This window comes from Aggregatibacter aphrophilus ATCC 33389 (assembly GCF_900636915.1).
Lineage (GTDB): Bacteria > Pseudomonadota > Gammaproteobacteria > Enterobacterales > Pasteurellaceae > Aggregatibacter > Aggregatibacter aphrophilus.
Genome location: NZ_LR134327.1, coordinates 1,421,701 through 1,442,670, shown reverse-complemented (window position 1 = coordinate 1,442,670; position 20,970 = coordinate 1,421,701). Strand labels below are relative to the sequence as shown.

Annotated in this window: 18 protein-coding genes and 2 tRNA genes; 13 read left to right on the top strand and 7 right to left on the bottom strand. The window is 39.0% G+C overall.

What is annotated here, in order from left to right:
* Window positions 1–23 precede the first annotated feature (23 nt).
* On the bottom strand, window positions 24–1,592 hold the full coding sequence (locus tag EL144_RS07125) for a peptide ABC transporter substrate-binding protein (RefSeq protein ID WP_032994776.1): 1,569 nt from the start codon (window positions 1,590–1,592) through the stop codon (window positions 24–26).
* A gap of 38 nt (window positions 1,593–1,630) precedes the next feature.
* Window positions 1,631–1,996, bottom strand: coding sequence for a YbaN family protein (locus EL144_RS07120; RefSeq protein ID WP_005700308.1), 366 nt, complete (start codon window positions 1,994–1,996; stop codon window positions 1,631–1,633).
* A 132-nt stretch (window positions 1,997–2,128) separates the two neighbouring features.
* Between EL144_RS07120 and prlC the strand changes: the two genes are divergently transcribed.
* Entirely contained in the window at window positions 2,129–4,168 is a 2,040-nt protein-coding gene (gene prlC, locus EL144_RS07115; RefSeq protein ID WP_050332653.1) for an oligopeptidase A, read from the top strand.
* A 135-nt stretch (window positions 4,169–4,303) separates the two neighbouring features.
* On the opposite strand, the gene crr is transcribed toward prlC, so the two are convergent.
* The 4 genes from crr to rsgA form a co-directional block, all read right to left on the bottom strand.
* Window positions 4,304–4,804: a PTS glucose transporter subunit IIA gene (gene crr, locus EL144_RS07110; RefSeq protein WP_005702996.1), complete on the bottom strand. Its 501-nt coding sequence runs from the start codon at window positions 4,802–4,804 to the stop codon at window positions 4,304–4,306.
* Between the two features lie 60 nt (window positions 4,805–4,864).
* The gene (ptsI, locus tag EL144_RS07105) at window positions 4,865–6,592 is read right to left on the bottom strand and encodes a phosphoenolpyruvate-protein phosphotransferase PtsI (RefSeq protein WP_005702995.1); all 1,728 of its coding nucleotides are present in this window, start codon (window positions 6,590–6,592) and stop codon (window positions 4,865–4,867) included.
* A 140-nt stretch (window positions 6,593–6,732) separates the two neighbouring features.
* Complete coding sequence (ptsH, locus tag EL144_RS07100; RefSeq protein ID WP_005700304.1) at window positions 6,733–6,990, bottom strand: phosphocarrier protein Hpr; 258 nt, start codon at window positions 6,988–6,990, stop codon at window positions 6,733–6,735.
* Between the two features lie 227 nt (window positions 6,991–7,217).
* Window positions 7,218–8,258, bottom strand: a complete 1,041-nt coding sequence (gene rsgA, locus EL144_RS07095; RefSeq protein ID WP_005702993.1) for a small ribosomal subunit biogenesis GTPase RsgA — start codon at window positions 8,256–8,258, stop codon at window positions 7,218–7,220.
* Between the two features lie 71 nt (window positions 8,259–8,329).
* Here rsgA and orn point away from each other — a divergent pair, with 71 nt between their 5' ends.
* The 12 genes from orn (at window position 8,330) to hflX (ending at window position 19,925) form a co-directional block, all read left to right on the top strand.
* Window positions 8,330–8,875: an oligoribonuclease gene (gene orn / locus EL144_RS07090; RefSeq protein ID WP_005702992.1), complete on the top strand. Its 546-nt coding sequence runs from the start codon at window positions 8,330–8,332 to the stop codon at window positions 8,873–8,875.
* Window positions 8,876–8,994: 119 nt separating this feature from the next.
* Window positions 8,995–9,070 (top strand) — tRNA-Gly (locus EL144_RS07085).
* An 18-nt stretch (window positions 9,071–9,088) separates the two neighbouring features.
* Window positions 9,089–9,164, top strand: a tRNA-Gly gene (locus EL144_RS07080).
* A gap of 212 nt (window positions 9,165–9,376) precedes the next feature.
* Entirely contained in the window at window positions 9,377–11,002 is a 1,626-nt protein-coding gene (locus tag EL144_RS07075) for a sulfatase-like hydrolase/transferase (protein WP_005702991.1), read from the top strand.
* 25 nt (window positions 11,003–11,027) lie between these two features.
* On the top strand, window positions 11,028–11,645 hold the full coding sequence (locus EL144_RS07070; RefSeq protein WP_005702990.1) for a fused MFS/spermidine synthase: 618 nt from the start codon (window positions 11,028–11,030) through the stop codon (window positions 11,643–11,645).
* Window positions 11,632–13,143, top strand: a complete 1,512-nt coding sequence (locus EL144_RS07065; RefSeq protein ID WP_005702989.1) for a fused MFS/spermidine synthase — start codon at window positions 11,632–11,634, stop codon at window positions 13,141–13,143. Before EL144_RS07070 ends, EL144_RS07065 begins: the two co-directional genes overlap by 14 nt.
* Window positions 13,144–13,312: 169 nt before the next feature.
* Window positions 13,313–13,789, top strand: coding sequence for a tRNA (adenosine(37)-N6)-threonylcarbamoyltransferase complex ATPase subunit type 1 TsaE (gene tsaE, locus EL144_RS07060; protein WP_032994774.1), 477 nt, complete (start codon window positions 13,313–13,315; stop codon window positions 13,787–13,789).
* Between the two features lie 13 nt (window positions 13,790–13,802).
* Window positions 13,803–15,293 carry an N-acetylmuramoyl-L-alanine amidase gene (locus EL144_RS07055; RefSeq protein ID WP_044055221.1) on the top strand — a complete coding sequence of 497 codons (1,491 nt, stop codon included), beginning with the start codon at window positions 13,803–13,805 and terminating at the stop codon, window positions 15,291–15,293.
* The gene (gene mutL, locus EL144_RS07050; protein WP_005702984.1) at window positions 15,293–17,140 is read left to right on the top strand and encodes a DNA mismatch repair endonuclease MutL; all 1,848 of its coding nucleotides are present in this window, start codon (window positions 15,293–15,295) and stop codon (window positions 17,138–17,140) included. The genes EL144_RS07055 and mutL overlap by 1 nt, the downstream gene beginning before the upstream one ends.
* Before the next feature lie 5 nt (window positions 17,141–17,145).
* Entirely contained in the window at window positions 17,146–18,099 is a 954-nt protein-coding gene (miaA, locus tag EL144_RS07045) for a tRNA (adenosine(37)-N6)-dimethylallyltransferase MiaA (RefSeq protein ID WP_032994865.1), read from the top strand.
* A gap of 126 nt (window positions 18,100–18,225) precedes the next feature.
* Window positions 18,226–18,528 carry an RNA chaperone Hfq gene (gene hfq / locus EL144_RS07040; protein WP_005702982.1) on the top strand — a complete coding sequence of 101 codons (303 nt, stop codon included), beginning with the start codon at window positions 18,226–18,228 and terminating at the stop codon, window positions 18,526–18,528.
* 83 nt (window positions 18,529–18,611) lie between these two features.
* Window positions 18,612–19,925: a ribosome rescue GTPase HflX gene (gene hflX, locus EL144_RS07035; RefSeq protein ID WP_050332697.1), complete on the top strand. Its 1,314-nt coding sequence runs from the start codon at window positions 18,612–18,614 to the stop codon at window positions 19,923–19,925.
* Here hflX and EL144_RS07030 read toward each other — a convergent pair.
* Window positions 19,922–20,881: a sigma 54-interacting transcriptional regulator gene (locus tag EL144_RS07030; RefSeq protein ID WP_005702979.1), complete on the bottom strand. Its 960-nt coding sequence runs from the start codon at window positions 20,879–20,881 to the stop codon at window positions 19,922–19,924. The two genes, hflX and EL144_RS07030, sit on opposite strands and share 4 nt — an antisense overlap.
* Between the last annotated feature and the right edge of the window lie 89 nt (window positions 20,882–20,970).

Here is a 20,970-nt window from a genome sequence, read left to right as displayed (position 1 = left end):
TCTGCGCCTTTTTCTCATGAAATTTACTGAATTTTACGAAACAAATCTTTGCTATAAATTACTTCTGTCGGATTGGATAAATAATAACCGTTTATCGTTGGATTGATATAAATCGGTACTGTAGTTTGATATAACGGCAACACAACCTTCTCTTGCTGGAGAATTTGCTCGATTCGACTGTAAAGTGTGGTGCGTTCTGCCGATGGCATGAGTTGTAAACTTTGCTCAAATAAGCGATCCACTTCTTCATTGTGATAACCGCTTTTATTGTCCGGGCTATGGCTGTAAAACAGACTTAAAAACGCGGCAGGATCGTTGTAATCTGCACACCAACCGGAACGGGCAATCTGAAAATCACCTTTGGCAATATTTTCCAATAATTTCTGTCTTGGCATGCCTTCGCCGATAATTCGAATCATATCCGACTGTGACCACATACGAATCAACGATTGGGCTATTTTGCTTTGCAATTCGGTTTGATCATAACTTAAGGTCAGTTTTAGCGGCGCTTTCTCACTGATTTTGCTTTGACTTAACAGCTGTTCCATTGGTGTTTGCTCCCAATGGCTTTCTACCGTCTGCATAGAAATCGGCAAAAAATTATCACTTAAATAAATAAAATTTTTGCCTTCGTTATTCATATTACGGGAAGGAGCCATCATAGATAACGCCTTACGCACTGAACTTTGCGCCAATTTCGGTTGTTTCATGTTAAAGGCATAAAAATACGTACAAAGCTGCGGAAAGTATTGCGCCTGTTCTGTTTTTGAAGGGTTGATAACCAAATCTAAGGCTATAGGATCTTGCTGAGAGGCAATTTTTTGATAATCCACATGTTTAAACGCTACCTTATCTTGCGCCCAATAATGAGGATTTTTTTCCAAGTGAATAAAATGATTTTCTTGTCCCGCCACCTGATAAGCGCCATTTGTCACGATGCCTTCATGTGGTGCTAAATATTGAGGCAACAAACTGATATGCACCAACATTTGTGGCAAATAAGGCGTGGCTTTATCTAAAGTGAGACGCAAAGTGCGGTCATTTTCCGCAAAGATTCCAAGCTTGTCAGCAGGTAATTTTCCTTTTAACACCGACTCAGCATTGGCTAAATTAATGTATGCCAAATAATGTCTTAGCGGGCTATTAGAAGTAACTAAGGCTTGCCAGCTAGCTACAAATTGTTGTGCCGTAACCGGTTCACCATTCGACCATTTGGCGTCTTGTCGTAAACTAAATTTCCATGTTTTGTTATCCGTGGTTTGCCAGCTTTCCGCCACTGCAGGAATCACATTACCACGCTGATCATAAATCACCAAACCTTCAAATAAATCACGCAAAAACGCAAACTGTTCTGCATTCACGGCTTGACTTGGATTCAACACTAAATCGGAATAAACCCCGCGCACCAATAACTGCCGATTGCCTTGTGATGAAATCAACTGTAGCTGTACGGTCTCTATTGTAGGAGGCGGCGTGACAGGTTCTTGAGGCTTCTTATCACAAGCATTCAGGGCAAAAACGCTGCAAAAAAGCACCACACTTTTAAATGGAAAAAGACGAAAAGCAGAAAGTGGAAAGTGAGCAACAGGCATGGGAATCAATTTATGAAAAAAGTGAGCGCATTATATACCTATTCTTCCTCCAGCGTTTTAATCCAGAAAAAGAAAAACCAATATTTAATCAACAACACAGCGATGATCAGACTTTTACCGATAATGCTCGGTGTGAAATAAAAACCGATCAACAACATGGTGGTGGAGAAGGTTAAAATAGCCATTTTCGTTTTTTTGGTTAACGCCCGCTGTTCGTGAAAATCTTTCAAATGATTTTGATAAATCTTGGTACCAACAAACCAGTTATGCACACGTTCGGAGCCTTTGGCGAAAAAGAATACGGTTAATAACAAAAACGGCGTAGTAGGTAAAATCGGCAAAACAATGCCGATAAGACCAATAATTAAGAAAAGAAAACCTAACCCAATATAGAAATACTTCATAGATACCTCAAAACAAAAATTATTCGCAATTATCCCTGAATGGCTGGATTTTTCAACCTTGAAATCATAAAATCCTCCCCAATTTACTTAACGTTTGCAAATCTGCATTTTTTTCTTTTTAAGGAAGTATTTATGTCAAATCCACTACTTACACCAACCGATTTACCTGCCTTTAGTAAAATTGAACCACAATATATCGAACCTGCCATTAAACAGCTTATTGAAGAAAATCGCGCCACTGTAGAACACTTGCTAAAACAACCGCACTTTACTTGGGAAAATTTTATTCTTCCTTTAGCTGAAGCCGGTGATCGTTTAAGCAAAGTATGGTCACCGATTTCTCATTTAAATTCGGTAAAAAACAGCCCTGAACTACGTGAAGCGTATCAAGCCTGCTTGCCATTATTGGCGGAATACGGCACTTGGGTTGGTCAGCATCAAGGTTTATATGAGGCCTATTTGCAATTAAAAAACAGCCCTGAATTCGCCAATTACAGCCAAGCGCAAAAAAAGGCCATTGAAAATAGTCTACGTGATTTCAAATTATCCGGTATTTCCTTGCCGGCGGAAAAACAAAAACGCTATGGCGAAATCGTGGCGCGTTTATCCGAACTCACCTCCCAATTCAGCAATAACGTGTTAGACGCCACCATGGGCTGGGAAAAAATCATAGAAGACGAAAGCCAACTTAAAGGTCTGCCGGAATCCGCACTACAAGCCGCTAAACAATCGGCGGAAAGCAAAGGTTTGAGCTACTATCGCTTTACCTTGGAATTTCCAAGTTACATTCCGGTGATGACCTATTGCGAAAACCGTGAACTACGCGAAGAAATGTACCACGCCTTTGCCACCCGCGCCTCCGATCAAGGCCCGAATGCCGGTAAATGGGATAATTCCGCACTCATGCAAGAAATATTAAGCCTGCGCGTAGAGCTGGCAAAACTACTGGATTTCAACACTTATACCGAACTTTCTCTTGCTACTAAAATGGCAGAAACTCCGCAGCAAGTACTGGATTTCTTAACCAATTTGGCACAGCGCTCCAAAGCGCAAGGCAAACGTGAATTGCAAGAGTTAAAAGACTTCTGCAAAACGCACTATAATTTGACCGCACTTGAGCTTTGGGATTTAACGTTTTACAGCGAAAAACAAAAACAACATTTATACGCCATTAACGACGAAGAATTGCGTCCATATTTTCCGGAAGAGCGCGTACTTAATGGCTTATTTGAATTAATTAAACGCATTTTCCATATTCGAGCAGTGGAACGCCATGGCGTAGAAACTTGGCATAAAGATGTGCGTTTTTTTGATTTAATTGATGACACAAACGAGGTGCGCGGCAGTTTCTATTTAGACTTATATGCCCGCGAACACAAACGGGGCGGCGCTTGGATGGATGATTGCATCGGTCGTCGCAAAACGATTGACGGCAATCTACAAAAACCGGTGGCCTATTTAACTTGCAACTTCAATCGCCCACTTGGCGATCAACCTGCATTATTTACTCATGATGAAGTCACCACCCTTTTCCACGAATTTGGCCACGGTTTACATCATATGTTGACTAAAATTGATGTAGCTGATGTTGCCGGTATTAACGGTGTGCCTTGGGACGCGGTGGAACTACCAAGTCAGTTTATGGAAAACTGGTGTTGGGAAGAAGAGGCTCTGCAATTTATCTCAGGGCATTATCAAACCAATGAGCCGTTGCCAAAAGAAAAATTAACCCAATTACTTAAAGCAAAAAATTTCCAAGCTGCAATGTTTGTATTGCGTCAGTTAGAGTTTGCACTGTTTGATTTCCGTTTGCATCATACCTTTGATGCCAATAAATCAAATCAAGTTCTAGACACGTTACACCAAGTCAAAGCCGAAGTTGCCGTAGTGCCAACGGTAGATTGGGGAAGAATGCCGCATAGTTTCAGTCATATCTTCGCCGGCGGTTATGCGGCGGGTTATTACAGCTACTTATGGGCAGAAGTGTTATCTGCCGATGCCTATTCCCGCTTTGAAGAAGAAGGCATTTTCAACGCCCAAACCGGTCAATCCTTCTTAGATGAGATTCTTACCAAAGGTGGTTCGGAAGAGCCAATGAAACTCTTTAAAAATTTCCGAGGTCGCGAGCCACAATTAGACGCGTTATTACGTCATAAAGGCATTGCGAACTAAAAAACGTTTGAAAAAATGACCGCACTTTCAGCCTTACGTTGGCCGAAAAAGTGCGGTCAGTATTAGAAATGTTTTTTTACGATAAATAAAAAAGGCTTACTTATTATAAGTAAGCCTTTTTCTTAACTAAATAGTTTATTTTTTCAAAACCAACACAACGGAATCACCGGCAACGACTTCACCGGATTTTTTCTCAATGTTGCTAATTTCGTCCATATTAGAAATCACTACCGGTGTCAAAACAGATTTCGCTTTTGCTTCTAACAATGGAAGATCCAATTCGATAATGGTGTCACCACGTTTTACACTTTGACCTTCCTGTGCAATACGGGTGAAACCCTCACCTTTTAACTCAACGGTATCAATACCGAAGTGAACGAACAATTCAACCCCTTCTTTGGATTCCATAGAAAACGCATGGTTGGTTTCAAAAATTTTACCTACCACACCGTCAACCGGGGCTACAAGTTTATTTCCTGTCGGACGAATAGCCACGCCATCACCAACAATTTTTTCAGAGAAAACAACATCCGGAACATCTTCAATATTCACGATTTCTCCGGAAAGCGGAGCATAGATTTCTACATCAACCGCTTTCTTATCTTTTGAGCCAAATAATTTATCAAATAAACCCATTTTCAATCTCCTGAAATATAAAATGTGGTCGTATTCTAGCCTAAAAATGAGAACTTGTATCTAATTTAATGCTTTTTCAGCTAAAAAATCAGAAATCAATTGTTCAATTTCCGCTGCGGTCGGCTGTTGTAATGCTTTTTCCGCTAATAATTTAGCATCTTGATAATTCACATTACGAATCAATTTCTTAATGCGTGGCACGGAAATCGCACTCATACTAAACTCATCCAATCCCATACCTAACAACAAGATTGTGGCGCGCTCGTCACCCGCCAACTCACCGCACATACTGGTCCATTTACCTTCGGCGTGAGATGCATCAATCACTTGCTTGATAAGATTTAGCACAGATGGGCTCATCGGGTTGTATAAGTGAGAAATTAATTCATTTCCCCGATCCACCGCCAACGTATATTGCGTTAAATCGTTGGTGCCGATACTAAAGAAATCCACTTCTTTTGCTAAGAATTTGGCATTTACGGCAGCTGACGGAGTTTCTACCATGACGCCGACTTGAATGTCTTCGTCAAACGCTTTACCTTCATTACGCAATTCAACTTTTAACTCTTCGATGACAGATTTCAATTCACGAATTTCTTCTACAGAAATAATCATTGGGAACATCACCGCCAATCTACCATATGCAGAAGCGCGTAACACCGCTCTTAACTGCGCGTTTAAAATTTCACGACGATCTAATGCGATACGAATGGCCCGCCAACCTAAAAACGGGTTCATTTCTTTCGGTAAATTCAAATATGGCAATTCTTTGTCACCACCAATATCCATGGTACGCAACACGACCAAATTGCCATTCATGGCTTCTACCACCTCTTTATAAGCAATAAATTGCTCTTCTTCACTTGGTAGCTGATCACGATCCATAAACAAGAATTCGGTACGATATAATCCGACACCTTCCGCCCCATTACGCTCTGCACCTTCCACATCACGAATCGTACCGATATTGGCAACAACATCAACTTGATGACCATCCAGCGTTAATGCCGGCAAATCTTTTAATTTTGCCAGTTCGGCTTTTTCTTCCGCCAATTTATCTTGCAACGTTTTTAAGCGTTGAATTTCTTGTTGGGAAGGATTGACATACACTGCATTATTGAGTGCATCAAGAATCAAGAAATCACCGGTTTTAACTTTTTCGGTGACGTTATTGGTCCCTACGATAGCCGGTAATTCAAGAGAGCGCGCCATAATAGAGGTATGAGACGTACGACCGCCGATATCCGTCACAAAACCTAATACTTTATCTAAATTCAACTGGGCAGTTTCTGACGGGGTTAAATCATAAGCCACTAAAATCGCTTCTTCATTGATCTCGCCTAAATCTACAATATGCATACCCAGAATATTTTTAATCAACCGATTACCAATATCACGAATATCTCCGGCACGCTCTTTTAAGTATTCATCATCAATTTCCGACAACATCGCTACTTGTTGGTCAATCACTACATTGGCTGCAACTGCCGCATTTACATGGTTTGAACGAAGGTAATCAATGATTTCTTCTTCCAACTCTTCATCTTCCAAAATCATTAAATGGCCTTCAAAGATAGCCGCTTTTTCTTCCCCTAAGGATTGATAAGCACGATCTTTAATTGAAGTTAGCTGCTCAACCGCAGCATCACGCCCCGCATAGAAACGCGCAATTTCGTTTTCGATTTGGCTGTCTTTAATTTTTTGTGTATCAAGTACAATTTTTTCTTCTTTAAGCACTAGTGCTTTACCAAAAACAATACCTGGTGAGGCTGGAATTCCTGAAATCATAGTAACCTTCTTGTAATAAAATTAACCGAAAATTCAAATTGATTAAAAATCAATCACTTATTAAATGGAATAAAAGCCATAATTTGTCACCTCAATTGCTTTAAACCAAAGCAATGCGCGTGCAAATTATGGCTATGTCATTATTCTAAGGTTGGAATTAACGCCACAAGATGTTCAACGGCTTTTTCCGCATCCTCACCTTCTGCTGAGATAGTAATTACTGTGCCTTGAGTTAACGCAAGCGTTTGCAACTTAAACAAACTTTTTGCACTGGCACTTTTACCCGCAGAAGACACGGTAATATCTGAGGCAAATGCCTTAGCTTCTTTGACAAATTGCGCAGCCGGACGAGTGTGCAAGCCATTAGGTGCTGTGATTTCAACATCTTTTGAATACATGTTACTTTCCTCTAAAAAGGTTAATCGAATTCAATTATTTCTCTTAGTATTTTGGTTAAATATTTATTTAAAACACTAAAATAAATAAGGTGCAGTATCCTGATAATAGCGTGGTTAAGCAAGGCAATTTAGCCAAAAATTTGAATCAGATCACAAAAAAAGAATGGAAAACTCGATTTCATTAACCTCTTTTTAACAAAACAGCCCTAAAAAATCAGAAATCCTCTCTATTCAGAAGAAAAATGACGCTGTGATTTCATCTCCTTACGACTTGCTAATAAACGATGATAATTTTCATAACGTACTGTGCTAATTTTGCCTTCCTCAACCGCTTGACGTAATGCGCAACCGGGATCACTCAAATGCTTACAATCACGGAATTTACAGGTACCAAGCACCGTTTGAAACTCTCGATAGCCTTTGGTAATTTGTTCCTCTTCCAAATGCCATAAGCCAAACTCGCGAATCCCCGGCGAGTCAATTAAACTTCCTCCTTGTGGCAAATGATATAAACAGGAGGAAGTGGTGGTGTGCTGCCCTAAACCGGAAGTCGCACTCACCTCCCCCACTTGCGCATCCACATGTGGCAAAACGGCATTAATTAAACTGGATTTTCCAACTCCTGACTGCCCTACAAAAATAGAGACACCATGGGATAAAAGTGCGGTCAATTTTTCCAGATTTTTTCCGCTCTGCGCAGACAACATTAAGGTTTGGTAACCAATTTTTCGATAAATCGCTAACAGCTCATCCGCCTCAAGCCACTGGGCTTCCGTCAACATATCTACCTTATTTAACACAATAATGGGTTCAATATTTGCTTCTTCACACACCACTAAATAGCGATCGATAATATTTAAAGACAGGCTGGGCAATACGGAAGAAATGATAATAATACGGTCAATATTGGCTGCGATAACTTTAATACCATCATAATAATCAGGGCGGGAAATCTCGTTTTTGCGCGGATGAATCCCTTCAATGACTCCGCTTACGCCTTGCAGTTGCTCATTGCCTTGACGCCAGATGACATGATCCCCCACCACAACGCCGGATAATGTGCGACGCAAGTTACACCGAAAAATCTCCCCCTGCGCATTTTCCACATCCGCATGGCGGGCATAGCGCGTCACGACTACCCCTTCTTGTGATTCGCCTAACATATCATCCCGCCACTCAATCTCCTTCTTTTGATGGCGATGTAACACCTTGTTATTATTAGATTGAATTCGACGTTTTTGATTTTGGGTTAATTTGGGTTTACTCATAAAAGTGCGGTCGTTTTTTATAGCGTTTTTCGCTAGAATAAGAAAAAATTTGCCATAGGATACCTTATATAATGGAATTAGATAAACAAAATCTGATCTGGATTGACCTTGAAATGACGGGGTTGGATCCGGAAAAAGAACGAATCATTGAGATCGCTACTATCGTTACCGATAAAAATTTAAATATCTTAGCTGAAGGGCCTGTACTAGCCGTACACCAACCTGATGAATTACTCAATAAAATGAGCGAATGGTGCGTAAAAACTCACACGGCAAACGGTTTAGTCGAGCGCGTAAAAGCGAGCAAATTAAATGAACGAGCTGCCGAATTGCAAACCCTCGATTTCCTCAAAAAATATGTTCCTAAAGGTACTTCCCCTATTTGCGGCAATAGCGTGGCACAAGACAAGCGTTTCCTGTTTAAATATATGCCTGAATTGGCTGATTATTTCCACTATCGTCACCTTGATGTCAGCACGCTTAAAGAATTGGCAGCCCGCTGGAAACCGGAAATTTTAAACGGTTTTACCAAACAAAATACCCATCTGGCGCTAGATGATATTCGAGAATCCATTAAAGAGTTAGCTTATTACAGAGAACATTTTTTGAACATTTAAGAGACATCAAATACGATTAAGATCGTTGAATATATAAGCAGGCATTTGATTTTCTCGATTTTATGCTTGCACTGCCTAAAAATATTCGTATAATTCCGTCTCGTTCATTTGATGTGAATGCGGGAATAGCTCAGTTGGTAGAGCACGACCTTGCCAAGGTCGGGGTCGCGAGTTCGAGCCTCGTTTCCCGCTCCATTCTCAACATCAAGCCATGCGGGAATAGCTCAGTTGGTAGAGCACAACCTTGCCAAGGTTGGGGTCGCGAGTTCGAGCCTCGTTTCCCGCTCCAAATTCATAATCCCTCGTTAAATAACGAGGGATTTTTTATCTATAATACTTATAAAGTGCGGTGAAAATTAGGCATGTTTTTTATAAGTAAAAACTGACAATTCTTTAATTTATCTTTACACAGATATACTCCTAACCTATTGAGATGCTAGATCGTTGAGTATAAAATTTGTGCTTTCATTTCTTCTATCTCATTTGATTCTCGAACCAATTATGTTTAAAAAATTTTTAAGTTATCTTAATAGCCGGATATTTTGGATTTGGCTATTATTTTTCTCTTTTATTACACTAATCATATCTCCTGAGAACAGCGCATATTATGGTATATTTGTAATATATATTATTTATTATTTAATATTTAGCTTTAACCAAAAAATATTTTGGTTATTTATTACTTTCGTTGTTATCACACTATCTCTTTATCAACCCATATATTCCTCCTACGGAAATTTAAATTCAGGTGTTGTCGCAGCTTTTTTTGAAACTAATCCTGCAGAATCTTTTGAGTTTTTAGGAAAACTCAAAATTGACCAGTTTATATTACCTTTTTTATTTTCACTATCAGCTTATATCTTATATAGATTAAGAGAGCAAGCAACCCCACAAGGGGAGATAACAGAAAAAGATATTAAATATAAAAAAATCCTAAATATCACTTTAATAATTGTTACAATATTTAGCATTATCTGGATACCCACAAAGTTCCATTTTGAAAATAGTTCTAAAGAGCAAATAGATTCACACTGGACATTAGCAAACAGTCCGGTAAATCTAATCTCATTTTATGCCAATATTATTGATAGTATTACTGATTATTATAATGATAAAAAAGATTTAGAAGCAGCAAAAGATATACTTCCTCCTTGGCATATCATTTCAACGCAACCTAAATATAAAAACTATATTTTGATTATCGGTGAAAGTGCGAGAAAAGATTATATGTCAAGTTATGGATTTAAGTTACCCACTACACCATTTTTAGATAAAACAAATGGATACATTAATGCAGGATATGTTTCTGCTGCACCGGCGACCTATCATTCATTGTTAAATACATTGCATTTCAAACCCAAAGATAAAGGCAAGAAAGATTATTCTTATAATATTATTAGTTTAGCTAAAGCAGCCGGCATTAAGACTTTCTGGTTATCAAATCAAGGTACTATTGGGAAATATGACACCTTGGCAAGTCGATTAGGCATAGGAGCAGATTTTCATTATTTTACAAAGAAAGGTGGATTTATTACAAATAATGCTGATGATTTTAAATTATTAGAGGAACTAAAGATAAAATTTAAAGAAAAAGCATATGAAAATGACACAAGATTATTTGTTATTCATCTAATGGGCTCACATCGTAATTTTTGTCAACGTATTACAGACAAAGAAAAGAAACTTGAATTTATTAATGAAAGTCTATCTTGTTATGTTAATACCATTTTAAAAACGGATAAGTTAATTGAAGAAATTGTTAATGTACTTAAAGAACAAAATGAGCCTTATTCATTAATTTACTTCTCAGATCATGGCTTATCCCATGTAAATAAAGAAAACAAAAAAGAAGTTGATTTAGATTTTGGTGAAGAACATAAACAAAACTTTGAAGTTCCTTTTGTAAAAATCTCTAGTGACGATACGTCTAGAGAAGTAGTCAATGTTAAACGAAGTGCATTTAACTTTATTTATGGTTTCTCTCAGTGGTTAGGAATAGAAACTAAAGAGTTAGATCAAGAATATAATTTCTTCTCAAATAAAAATGATGAAAATATTAAGGTATTTAATTTTAAAGAAAATATACCTTACAATACATTAAAAAATGATGATATTCCCAACCTTTAATTTATAACTAACTTAGGATGATACTATGAATAAATATGGTACTAAAACGGTAAAAACTGTCTTTTTTATGTCAGGATTTGCCGCATTAATCTATCAAATTGCATGGCAAAGGATGCTATTTACCGCCTTTGGTGTTGATTTAGAGTCAATCACTATTATTATTGCCGTGTTTATGGCAGGACTTGGAATCGGAGCTTATTTCGGAGGTCGAATTGCTGATAAATTTCCGAAGCATATTATTCTACTATTTGCTTTAACAGAGATAGGCATTGGTATTTTTGGCTTTGCAAGCCCAACACTTATTGAGTTAACAAAAAATCTATTCTTGCACTCAAGCATCATTACTATCGCTTTTTCTAATTTCGTATTATTACTCTTCCCTACTTTCCTTATGGGAAGTACGCTTCCATTATTGACTCAATATTTAAATCAACATTTTGATAATATTGGTAATAATATTGGTTGGTTATATTTTACAAATACGTTAGGCGCTGCTTTTGCTTGTATAACTACCGGTTTTTTCCTATTTAATTACTTAACCATCATACAAGTCATTTATCTGGCAGCAATTATTAATTGTCTTGTTGCTACAATTATTTTCTTAAAATATAGAAAAAGAGGAATGAATTATGACAATCACTAGAAAAGCAATGCTCTTGTCATTCCTGAGCGGTTTTTTAAGTTTAGGTCTTGAAGTTATCTGGATTAGACTTTTTAGTTTTTATGGAATTATATTACCACAAATATTTTCCTTAACACTTGCTTTATTTTTATTAGGGATAGCTTGTGGGTCGTTGATTGGAAAAAATCTCTGCCAATCGGGTAAAGGGAATATTTCCTATATTGGATATGCCTTTATTCTTTCTGCATTTTTTGACTGTTTGGCTATTACTATGATCATGTACTTTCCACTTGAAGGAATGCTTGGAATTTTTATTGTTTCCATATTCTTCTGTGCGTTAGTGCGCGGAATTGTATTCCCTATTGTTCATCACCTTGGCGCTGAACAAAAGAAAACAGGTGCAGCAATTTCGAATGTCTACTTTGCTAATGTACTAGGTTGTACAATTTCCCCAATCTTAATTGGTTTTTATCTTTTAGATACTTTTACCACACAACAAACTTATCTCATTATTATTTTAATTACGTTAATAACAGCAACATTTTGTGTACCAACAAAATGGTTGAAATCTGCAGTCTCTATTTTTGCAGTACTAGTTATGATGACAACATTCATATTACCGGAAAAAGTCATCCATGCACTGGCTCAAAAGAAAGATGAAAATGGGCAAGATCTTAAGTTAGAAAAACTCATTGAAAATAAACATGGCTTTATCCAAGTCTATTTAAATAGTAATAATGATGAACTTGTTTTTGGAAGTAATGTTTATGATGGAATGTTAAATACTAATCTCAATCATAGCCATAACGGTATTGAAAGAGCCTATTTATTACCTATAATTGCTCCTCATGCCAAAAATATCTTGGTTGTTGGTTTGAGTACCGCCTCATGGACCAAAGTTCTCACGTCAATGCCTGAACTAGAATCAATGACCGTTATAGAACTCAACCCAGGATATCCACAACTAGCGGGTATGTACCCTGAAATGCATAAGTTTTTACAAGACAAAAGAGTCAATCTTATTACCGATGATGGTCGTCGCTGGTTAAATAAAAACCCGGATAGAAAGTTTGATTTTATCCTAATGAACACGACTTTCCATTGGCGTAATTATGCAACCAATTTATTAAGTAAAGAGTTTTTAGAATTAACAAAATCTCATTTAAATCCTAATGGTTTTATCTATTTCAATACAACCAGTTCGTTTGATGCTTATTACACATCAAAAGATGTATTCCCACATGTTTATAGTTATGTAAACATGTCATTAGCATCATTATCACCAATACCGGAAATAACCAAAGAACAAGTTCTGCAAGGACTTGAGAAATTAAAATGGGAAGATGGAAATCGAGTATTTGACTCTTCTGAAGCATTGAATAAAGGTGTAAATAATATTCTTAATAGACCGTTTATATCCTATAAAAATATTGATTTTTCAAAATTAAGACGAAATGCTGAAGTTATTACTGATAACAACATGATTACCGAATATAAATACGGCTTTTTTAATCAGTAATCGCACCAAAGTGAATTAACTCACTACCTATAAGGAGCCTTGAAGGCTCCTTATTAGCTTAAAAACATAGCTAATTCTAACCGCACTTTAAGCATTCCCATCTAACCACTACATAAATCCCCCAAAGTGCGGTACAATTTGCCACTATTTTTTGCAAGCGAATACAGCGATGACAGAACGATTTACGCAATACATTCCTAATGAAAACGCTATGTGCGCCTTTGGTGAGAAGCTCATCAAGGCCATCTGCCAAATGTCGAACAATAAAAGTGTGATGCTTTATTTAAACGGAGATCTTGGTGCGGGCAAGACAACATTAAGCCGCGGAATGATTCAAGGATTGGGACACTCTGGCAATGTCAAAAGTCCGACTTATACCTTAGTGGAAGAATACAAAATCGGAGGGAAAATAATTTACCACTTCGATTTATATCGCTTAGCGGATCCGGAAGAATTGGAATTTATGGGAATTCGTGATTATTTTGCAGAGAATACCATTTGCCTCATTGAATGGGCCGAAAAAGGTGCCGGCCTGTTGGCATCAGCCGATCTGTTAGTCAACATTGCCTACGCCGAAAACGCCCGCAACATTGAATTACTTGCCGAATCCGAAACGGGTCGTCAAATTATCCAACAACTCAATTAGAATTCTATCGTACATGAAAGCCCAAAATATAATGAGATTTATCCTTATGCACGGACTTCTTTTTTTTGCCGTGCTCGCTTTTGCCGATAATACTTGGACGATTGCTATCGATCCCGGGCATGGCGGTAAAGACCCCGGAGCAATCGGGCGTAATCTCAAAATTTATGAAAAAAATGTCACCCTTTCTATCGCCAAAGAACTCAAAGCCTTATTGGATAAAGATCCACACTTTCGTGCGGTATTAACCCGCAATGGTGATTATTATATTTCCGTCCCTCAACGTTCGGAAATTGCGCGTAAATACAAAGCGAATTATTTAGTGTCTATTCATGCCGACTCCTCTGAAACCCCGAATTTACGCGGTGCTTCTGTATGGGTGTTGTCCAATCGCCGTGCCAATGACGAAATGGGACAATGGTTGGAAGATCATGAAAAACGTTCGGAATTATTAGGTGGTGCCGGCAGTGTGTTGGCTTCACATAATGAAAAATATTTAGATCAAACCGTCTTAGATTTACAATTTGGTCACAGCCAACGGGTAGGATATGAATTAGGCAATATTGTCTTACGACATTTCTCACAGATTGCGTCTTTAAGTCGCCCTACACCACGCCATGCAAGCCTTGGTGTTTTACGCTCCCCGGATATTCCTTCTATTTTAGTGGAAACCGGTTTTTTGTCTAACCAAGAAGAAGAACTAAAGCTGAGCACACCGGCTTACCGCAAACGGATTGCTAAAGCCATTTATAACGGCTTAGCGGAATATCGTCGTAAAAACGTCAAAGACGAACCTAAAGTCGCTATTGTCGACAAGAATGAAAAAACATCGGAAAAATCCACCGCACTTGAAGTGAAAGACAGTGGTATTCGCCATACGGTGAAATCCGGTGAAGGATTAGGTAAATTAGCAGAAAAATATCATGTTAGTACAGCTGATATTATTGCGTTAAATAAATTAAAACGAAAAGCATTATGGGTTGGGGAAACGATTAAAATTCCGGACAACGGAAAAAATATCCCGACAACTGAAGATAAATCTGTTAAAACTAAGGAAAACAACATAGTTGAAGTGAAAGACAGTGGTGTTCGCCATAAAGTAAAACGTGGTGAAACCTTAGGCAAATTAGCGGAAAAATATAAAGTTTCGGCAAACGACATTCTGACGTTAAATAAATTGAAACGAAAAGAGTTATTGATAGGTGAAAATCTTAAAATTCCGGCAATAGCTAAAGCGGAAACCTCTAATAAAACAGAAAAAGGAAAAGAGACCGAAACGCCTAAGCCAGTAGATAAATCGCCAAAAACACAAGGAAAAACCAAACCGGAAGTCAAAGAAGCGGTACCAAAATTCCACACGGTGAAGAAAAATGAAACCCTTTATTCCATTGCTCGCGAATATAAGATTGCGCCGAATAAACTGCTAAAATTGAATCCACAATTAAAAAATGGCAAAGTGTTGAGCGGACAAAAAATTAAGTTGACGGAAGACCAGGGTAAAAAATAATGACTATTCGCGTTTTATCACCTCAATTAGCTAACCAAATTGCTGCCGGAGAAGTAGTAGAACGCCCTGCATCGGTAGTAAAAGAACTGGTGGAAAATAGCCTAGATGCCGGCGCCGATAAAATTCAAATTGATATCGAAAATGGGGGGGCTGGTTTAATTCGTATTCGTGACAATGGCATCGGCATTGCTAAAGAAGAGTTGGCCCTTGCCCTTGCCCGCCATGCCACCAGTAAAATCGCCGATTTAGCCGATTTAGAAGCCATTTTAAGTTTAGGCTTTCGTGGCGAAGCTCTTGCCAGTATCAGCTCTGTTTCCCGTTTAACACTCACTTCCCGCACTGCCGAACAACATGAGGCTTGGCAAGTTTATGCTCAGGGGCGAGATATGGAAACCACCATTCAACCGGCCTCTCATCCTATTGGCACCACGGTTGAAGTAGCCAATTTGTTTTTTAACACGCCTGCCCGCCGTAAATTTTTACGTTCTGAAAAAACGGAATTTTCCCATATTGATGAAGTCATTCGCCGCATTGCCTTAGCCAAATTTAATATCAGCTTTACCCTCACCCATAATGGCAAAGTATTGCGGCAATATAAAAGTGCGGTAACAAATGAGCAAAAATTAAAACGCGTTGCGGCTATTTGTGGTGATGATTTTATCCAAAATGCGCTACAAATTGATTGGAAACACGATGATCTTCATTTATCCGGCTGGATCGCGTTACCACACTTTAACCGCCCACAAAATGATTTGAATTATTGTTATGTAAACGGTCGTATGGTGCGTGACAAAATTATTACTCATGCTATCCGTCAGGCCTATGCAGAATATTTAAGTAACGATCAATATCCTGCCTTTGTGTTGTTTATCGATCTCAATCCAAATGATGTCGATGTGAACGTGCATCCCACCAAACATGAAGTACGTTTTCATCAATCCCGTTTGGTGCATGATTTTATTACTCAAGGCATTAGCCATGCGCTAACCTCCGAATCATTAGATTTTTCCGCTACCGAAACAGAACGTAAAATTCAAGAACCGATGGGATTGTGGGAAGTATCAAGCAAACCGAATCGTTCTGCGGCAGGTCCGAATATGTTTACGCAACCAAGCACATATTCGACGGGTTACTGTGTTGAAAAACAGCCTTCTGAAGGCGCATATCATTCATCACAAAAACACCGACAAAATCCACCGCACTTTAACAGCGACAATATCACGCCAAGCGTGTTAGATGCGCATAAGTATTTGTGGATGGATTCAACCGCGCCGAGCCGATCGAAAATAACGATCAGCGAAGATAGCAAACCACGGTCCACTTGTTTACATGCCCTTGCATTAGTGGGCAATCATGCATTGTTATTACAGCAAGAGCGGCATTTTTATTTATTATCGTTGTCCCGCTTACAACGGTTAAAACTTGAGCTAAATTTAACCTTAACCGCAACGTCACAACCCTTGCTGATTCCGGTGATATTTCGCTTGTCGGAAACGCAATGGCAAGCTTGGCAACAGCAGAAAGCATGGTTTACGCAAGTCGGTTTTGATTTTTTGGCAGAGGACGCACAACGCAAAATCACCTTACAAAAGGTCTCTGCCCACTTACGTCGACAAAACTTACAACAGTTGATTATTGCCCTACTCAATGAGCCGGTTGAAAATCTATCGGAATTTTTGACCGCACTTTTAGCGCAATTAGATTTTCCACCGATTCAGGTTTTGGCGGATGCCGTCACAATGCTTACCGAAATAGAACAATTATTGAACAAACAAAGCCATATTCAGCTTTCCGACTTATTCTTAGAAATTAACTGGCAGCCTTATTTAACCCAATTAGCCGATTGATTATGATGCAACATTCCGAACATAAACCACCTGCAATTTTTTTAATGGGCCCGACAGCTTCCGGTAAAACGGATTTAGCCATCCAACTGCGCCAACAGTTACCCGTAGAAGTAATTAGCGTAGATTCTGCGTTAATTTATCGTGGCATGGATATTGGCACGGCGAAACCAACAGCGGAAGAATTGGCATTGGCGCCCCATCGTTTAATTGATATTTGCGATCCGGCAGAAAGTTATTCAGCCATGAACTTCTGTCATGATGCTCTTCGAGAAATGCAAGATATTACCGCGCAAGGTAAAATTCCATTGTTGGTAGGTGGCACCATGTTATATTACAAAGCCTTATTGGAAGGGCTTTCGCCATTGCCTTCTGCCGATGAAAAAGTGCGGTCGGAAATTGAAACAAAAGCCATGCAAATCGGTTGGAGCGGTTTGCATCAGGAATTAGCGAAAATTGATCCCATTTCGGCACAACGCATTAACCCCAATGACTCTCAGCGTATTAATCGCGCGTTGGAAGTATTTTATTTAACAGGTAAGACCTTAACAGAATTAACGGCACAAAAAGGCGAAGCCTTGCCTTATGACATTTTGCAATTTGCTATTGCACCGGAACAGCGAGAGGTCTTACATCTTCGAATTGAGCAGCGTTTTCATAAAATGATTGAACTTGGTTTTCAACAAGAGGTCGAAAAACTGTACCAACGTTCTGATTTAAAAGAGAATTTACCCTCCATTCGGAGTGTGGGTTATCGTCAAATGTGGGAATATTTACGCGGCGATTATGATCATAAAGAAATGATTTTCCGAGGAATTTGCGCCACCCGTCAATTAGCCAAACGTCAGATTACTTGGTTGCGAGGTTGGAAATCACCTATTCAATGGCTCGACAGCTTACATCCCACGCAAGCACTTGAAAAAGTTTTAGTTTCAGTAAATTCTTTGTCAGATAAACAATAAAAACACAAAGTACGCCTAGTGACTTTCTGCATAATTGTTGTTATATTGAATCTCGGAGGCACATACAGTTAGCTGTATTGTTTTAGTTAGTAAAATTTGTTTTTAAAAAATAGAAGGAAAGAAAAAATGGCAAAAGGACAATCTTTACAAGATCCTTATTTAAATGCGTTACGTCGTGAACGCATTCCCGTTTCAATTTATTTAGTAAACGGTATCAAATTACAAGGGCAAATCGAATCATTTGATCAGTTTGTGATTCTATTAAAAAACACAGTGAATCAAATGGTTTATAAACATGCAATTTCTACTGTTGTACCGGCGCGCTCCGTAGCACATCATAATGCAAACCAACAGCAGCAACACCAACAAGGTCAACAACAAGAAGCACCTTCTTCTGTAGAAACCAATACTGATGCTCAAACAGAATAATTAAGCAGAAAATATTGGATAATTTACTCGGTAATTTAACTCAAAGTGCGGTGGATTCCGGAAATGTTTCCACCGCATTTTCTATGCCTGAAAATTCAACTCAAACATCAGATCACACCATAAATAATGCCATTATTGTGCATTGTTTTTTTGAACAAAGTAAAAATACGGACGATTTAACCGAATTTCAATTACTCGCCAAATCTGCCAACGTACATATTCTCAATGTCATTACGGCAACCCGTAGTACACCACAAGCCAAATATTTCGTCGGCAGTGGAAAAGCGGAGGAAATTGCCGATGCAGTACGTCAATATAACGCTGCTCTAATTTTGGCCAATCACGGCCTCCCCCCCGCACAAGCGCGTAATTTAGAAACGCTGTGTGATTGTCGTGTTGTCGATAGGAACGGATTGATTCTCGATATTTTAGCTCAACGCGCTCGCTCTCATGAAGGGAAATTGCAGGTAGAACTGGCTCAATTAAAACATCTTTCCACACGATTGGTACGCCGTAAGACTGGGCTTGATCAACAAAAAGGTGCTGTGGGATTGCGTGGCCCTGGCGAAACGCAATTAGAAACCGATCGACGTTTAATTAAAGTGCGAATTAACCAATTACAAAGCCGCTTGGAAAAAGTCGCCAAGCAGCGTAATCAAAATCGTCAAACTCGACAAAAAGCCGATATTCCGACAATTTCCTTAGTCGGCTACACCAACGCAGGGAAATCCACCTTATTTAATTTAATTACCGATGCCAATGTTTACGCGGCGGATCAGTTATTTGCCACGCTCGATCCCACCTTACGACGTCTAACCTTACAAGATGTCGGCACAACTATCTTGGCTGACACTGTGGGCTTTTTGCGCGATTTGCCTCACGATTTAATTTCAGCCTTCAAATCGACTTTGCAGGAAACCACCGAAGCCTCTCTACTGCTTCATGTGATTGATTGTGCCGATAACCGAAAATTGGAAAATATTGAGGCGGTGAATCAGGTACTGGAAGAGATCGGTGCACAAGAGGTGCCACGATTGTTGGTTTATAACAAAATCGACCAACTGGAAAACGTTACGCCGTATATTGAATACGATGAAAAACACCTGCCAAGTGCGGTCTATATTTCCGCTAATTCCGGCAGTGGTCTTGATTTGTTGCTGGAGGCCATTCATCTCCGTTTAACGGAACACATTCTTAATTTACAGATCAGGCTACCGCCATCAGACGGTAAACTTCGCCATGCCTTTTATCAGTTAAACTGCGTGGAAAAAGAAGAGATTAATGAACAAGGCGAGTTTTTATTAAGCATTCGCCTTGAAAAGACAGAATGGCTGAAATTGGTAAAACGTTTTACGCAGTTAACGCCATTTAACCCAATTCAGCCCGACGAAAACTAAGATTTTCCAATGCCATATTGACGTAATTTATTGGCAATAGCAGTATGGGATACACCTAAACGGGTTGCCAGTTTTCTGGAACTTGGATATTTTGCATAAAATTTATTAAGCACCGCCGCCTCAAAACGCCCAACCATCTCATCCAAAGTGTCGCCTTCCGTTATAAACTGGTCAATGTCTTGAGAATGGGGTATTTGTGGTGCCAACCCTAAATCCTCAATCCTCAACTGATTGTTTTGACATAAAGAACAGGCACGATATAACGCATTATAAAGCTCACGAATATTGCCCGGCCAAGGATATTCTTGTAAATATCGCAAGACATTCTCATCAAAGTGCGGTGGAAAAACGCCGAGTTTTTCACTGATTTCTTGAATGAGTTGATAGCTTAAAAGCGCAAGATCTTCTTTACGCTCACGTAGCAAAGGCAAATTTAAACTCAATACATTCAGCCGATGAAACAAGTCACTGCGCATTTTGCCTTGCTCTACATAATGTTGTAACGGCTGTTGGGAGGTACAAATCACCCGCACGTTGGCATAACGTTCCTCTTCCTCCCCTACTCGACGAAAAGTGCCGTCACTCAAAAAACGCAACAACTTCGCCTGCAAGGTCAACGGCAACTCCTCTACCCCATCTAACAGCACGGTACCACCATCGGCATATTCAAAAAAACCGATAAATTCACCGTCTTTATTTCGACGCCCAAACATCTCCGTTTCTGCATCTTCCCCCGGAATGCCGGCACAATTGACAGCCAAAAACGCATGATCACGACGTTCGCTAAAATCATGACACGCTTTTGCAATGACATCTTTGCCCGTACCGGTTTCGCCTTGAATTAATAAGGGAACATTCAGCAAAGCAAACTTTTTAGCTTTCTCAATCATATCTTGCATTCGTGGATTTTTACTGACAATTTGTGCAAAAGGATCGGTGTTTTTTAACGTTGTCATATATGTCTCGGAAGTTGAAAAACTGCCTAATAATAACCTTATGAAGAAAAATCGCCAACGTCTTTGGCAACTTTTATTTACAGTTTGCT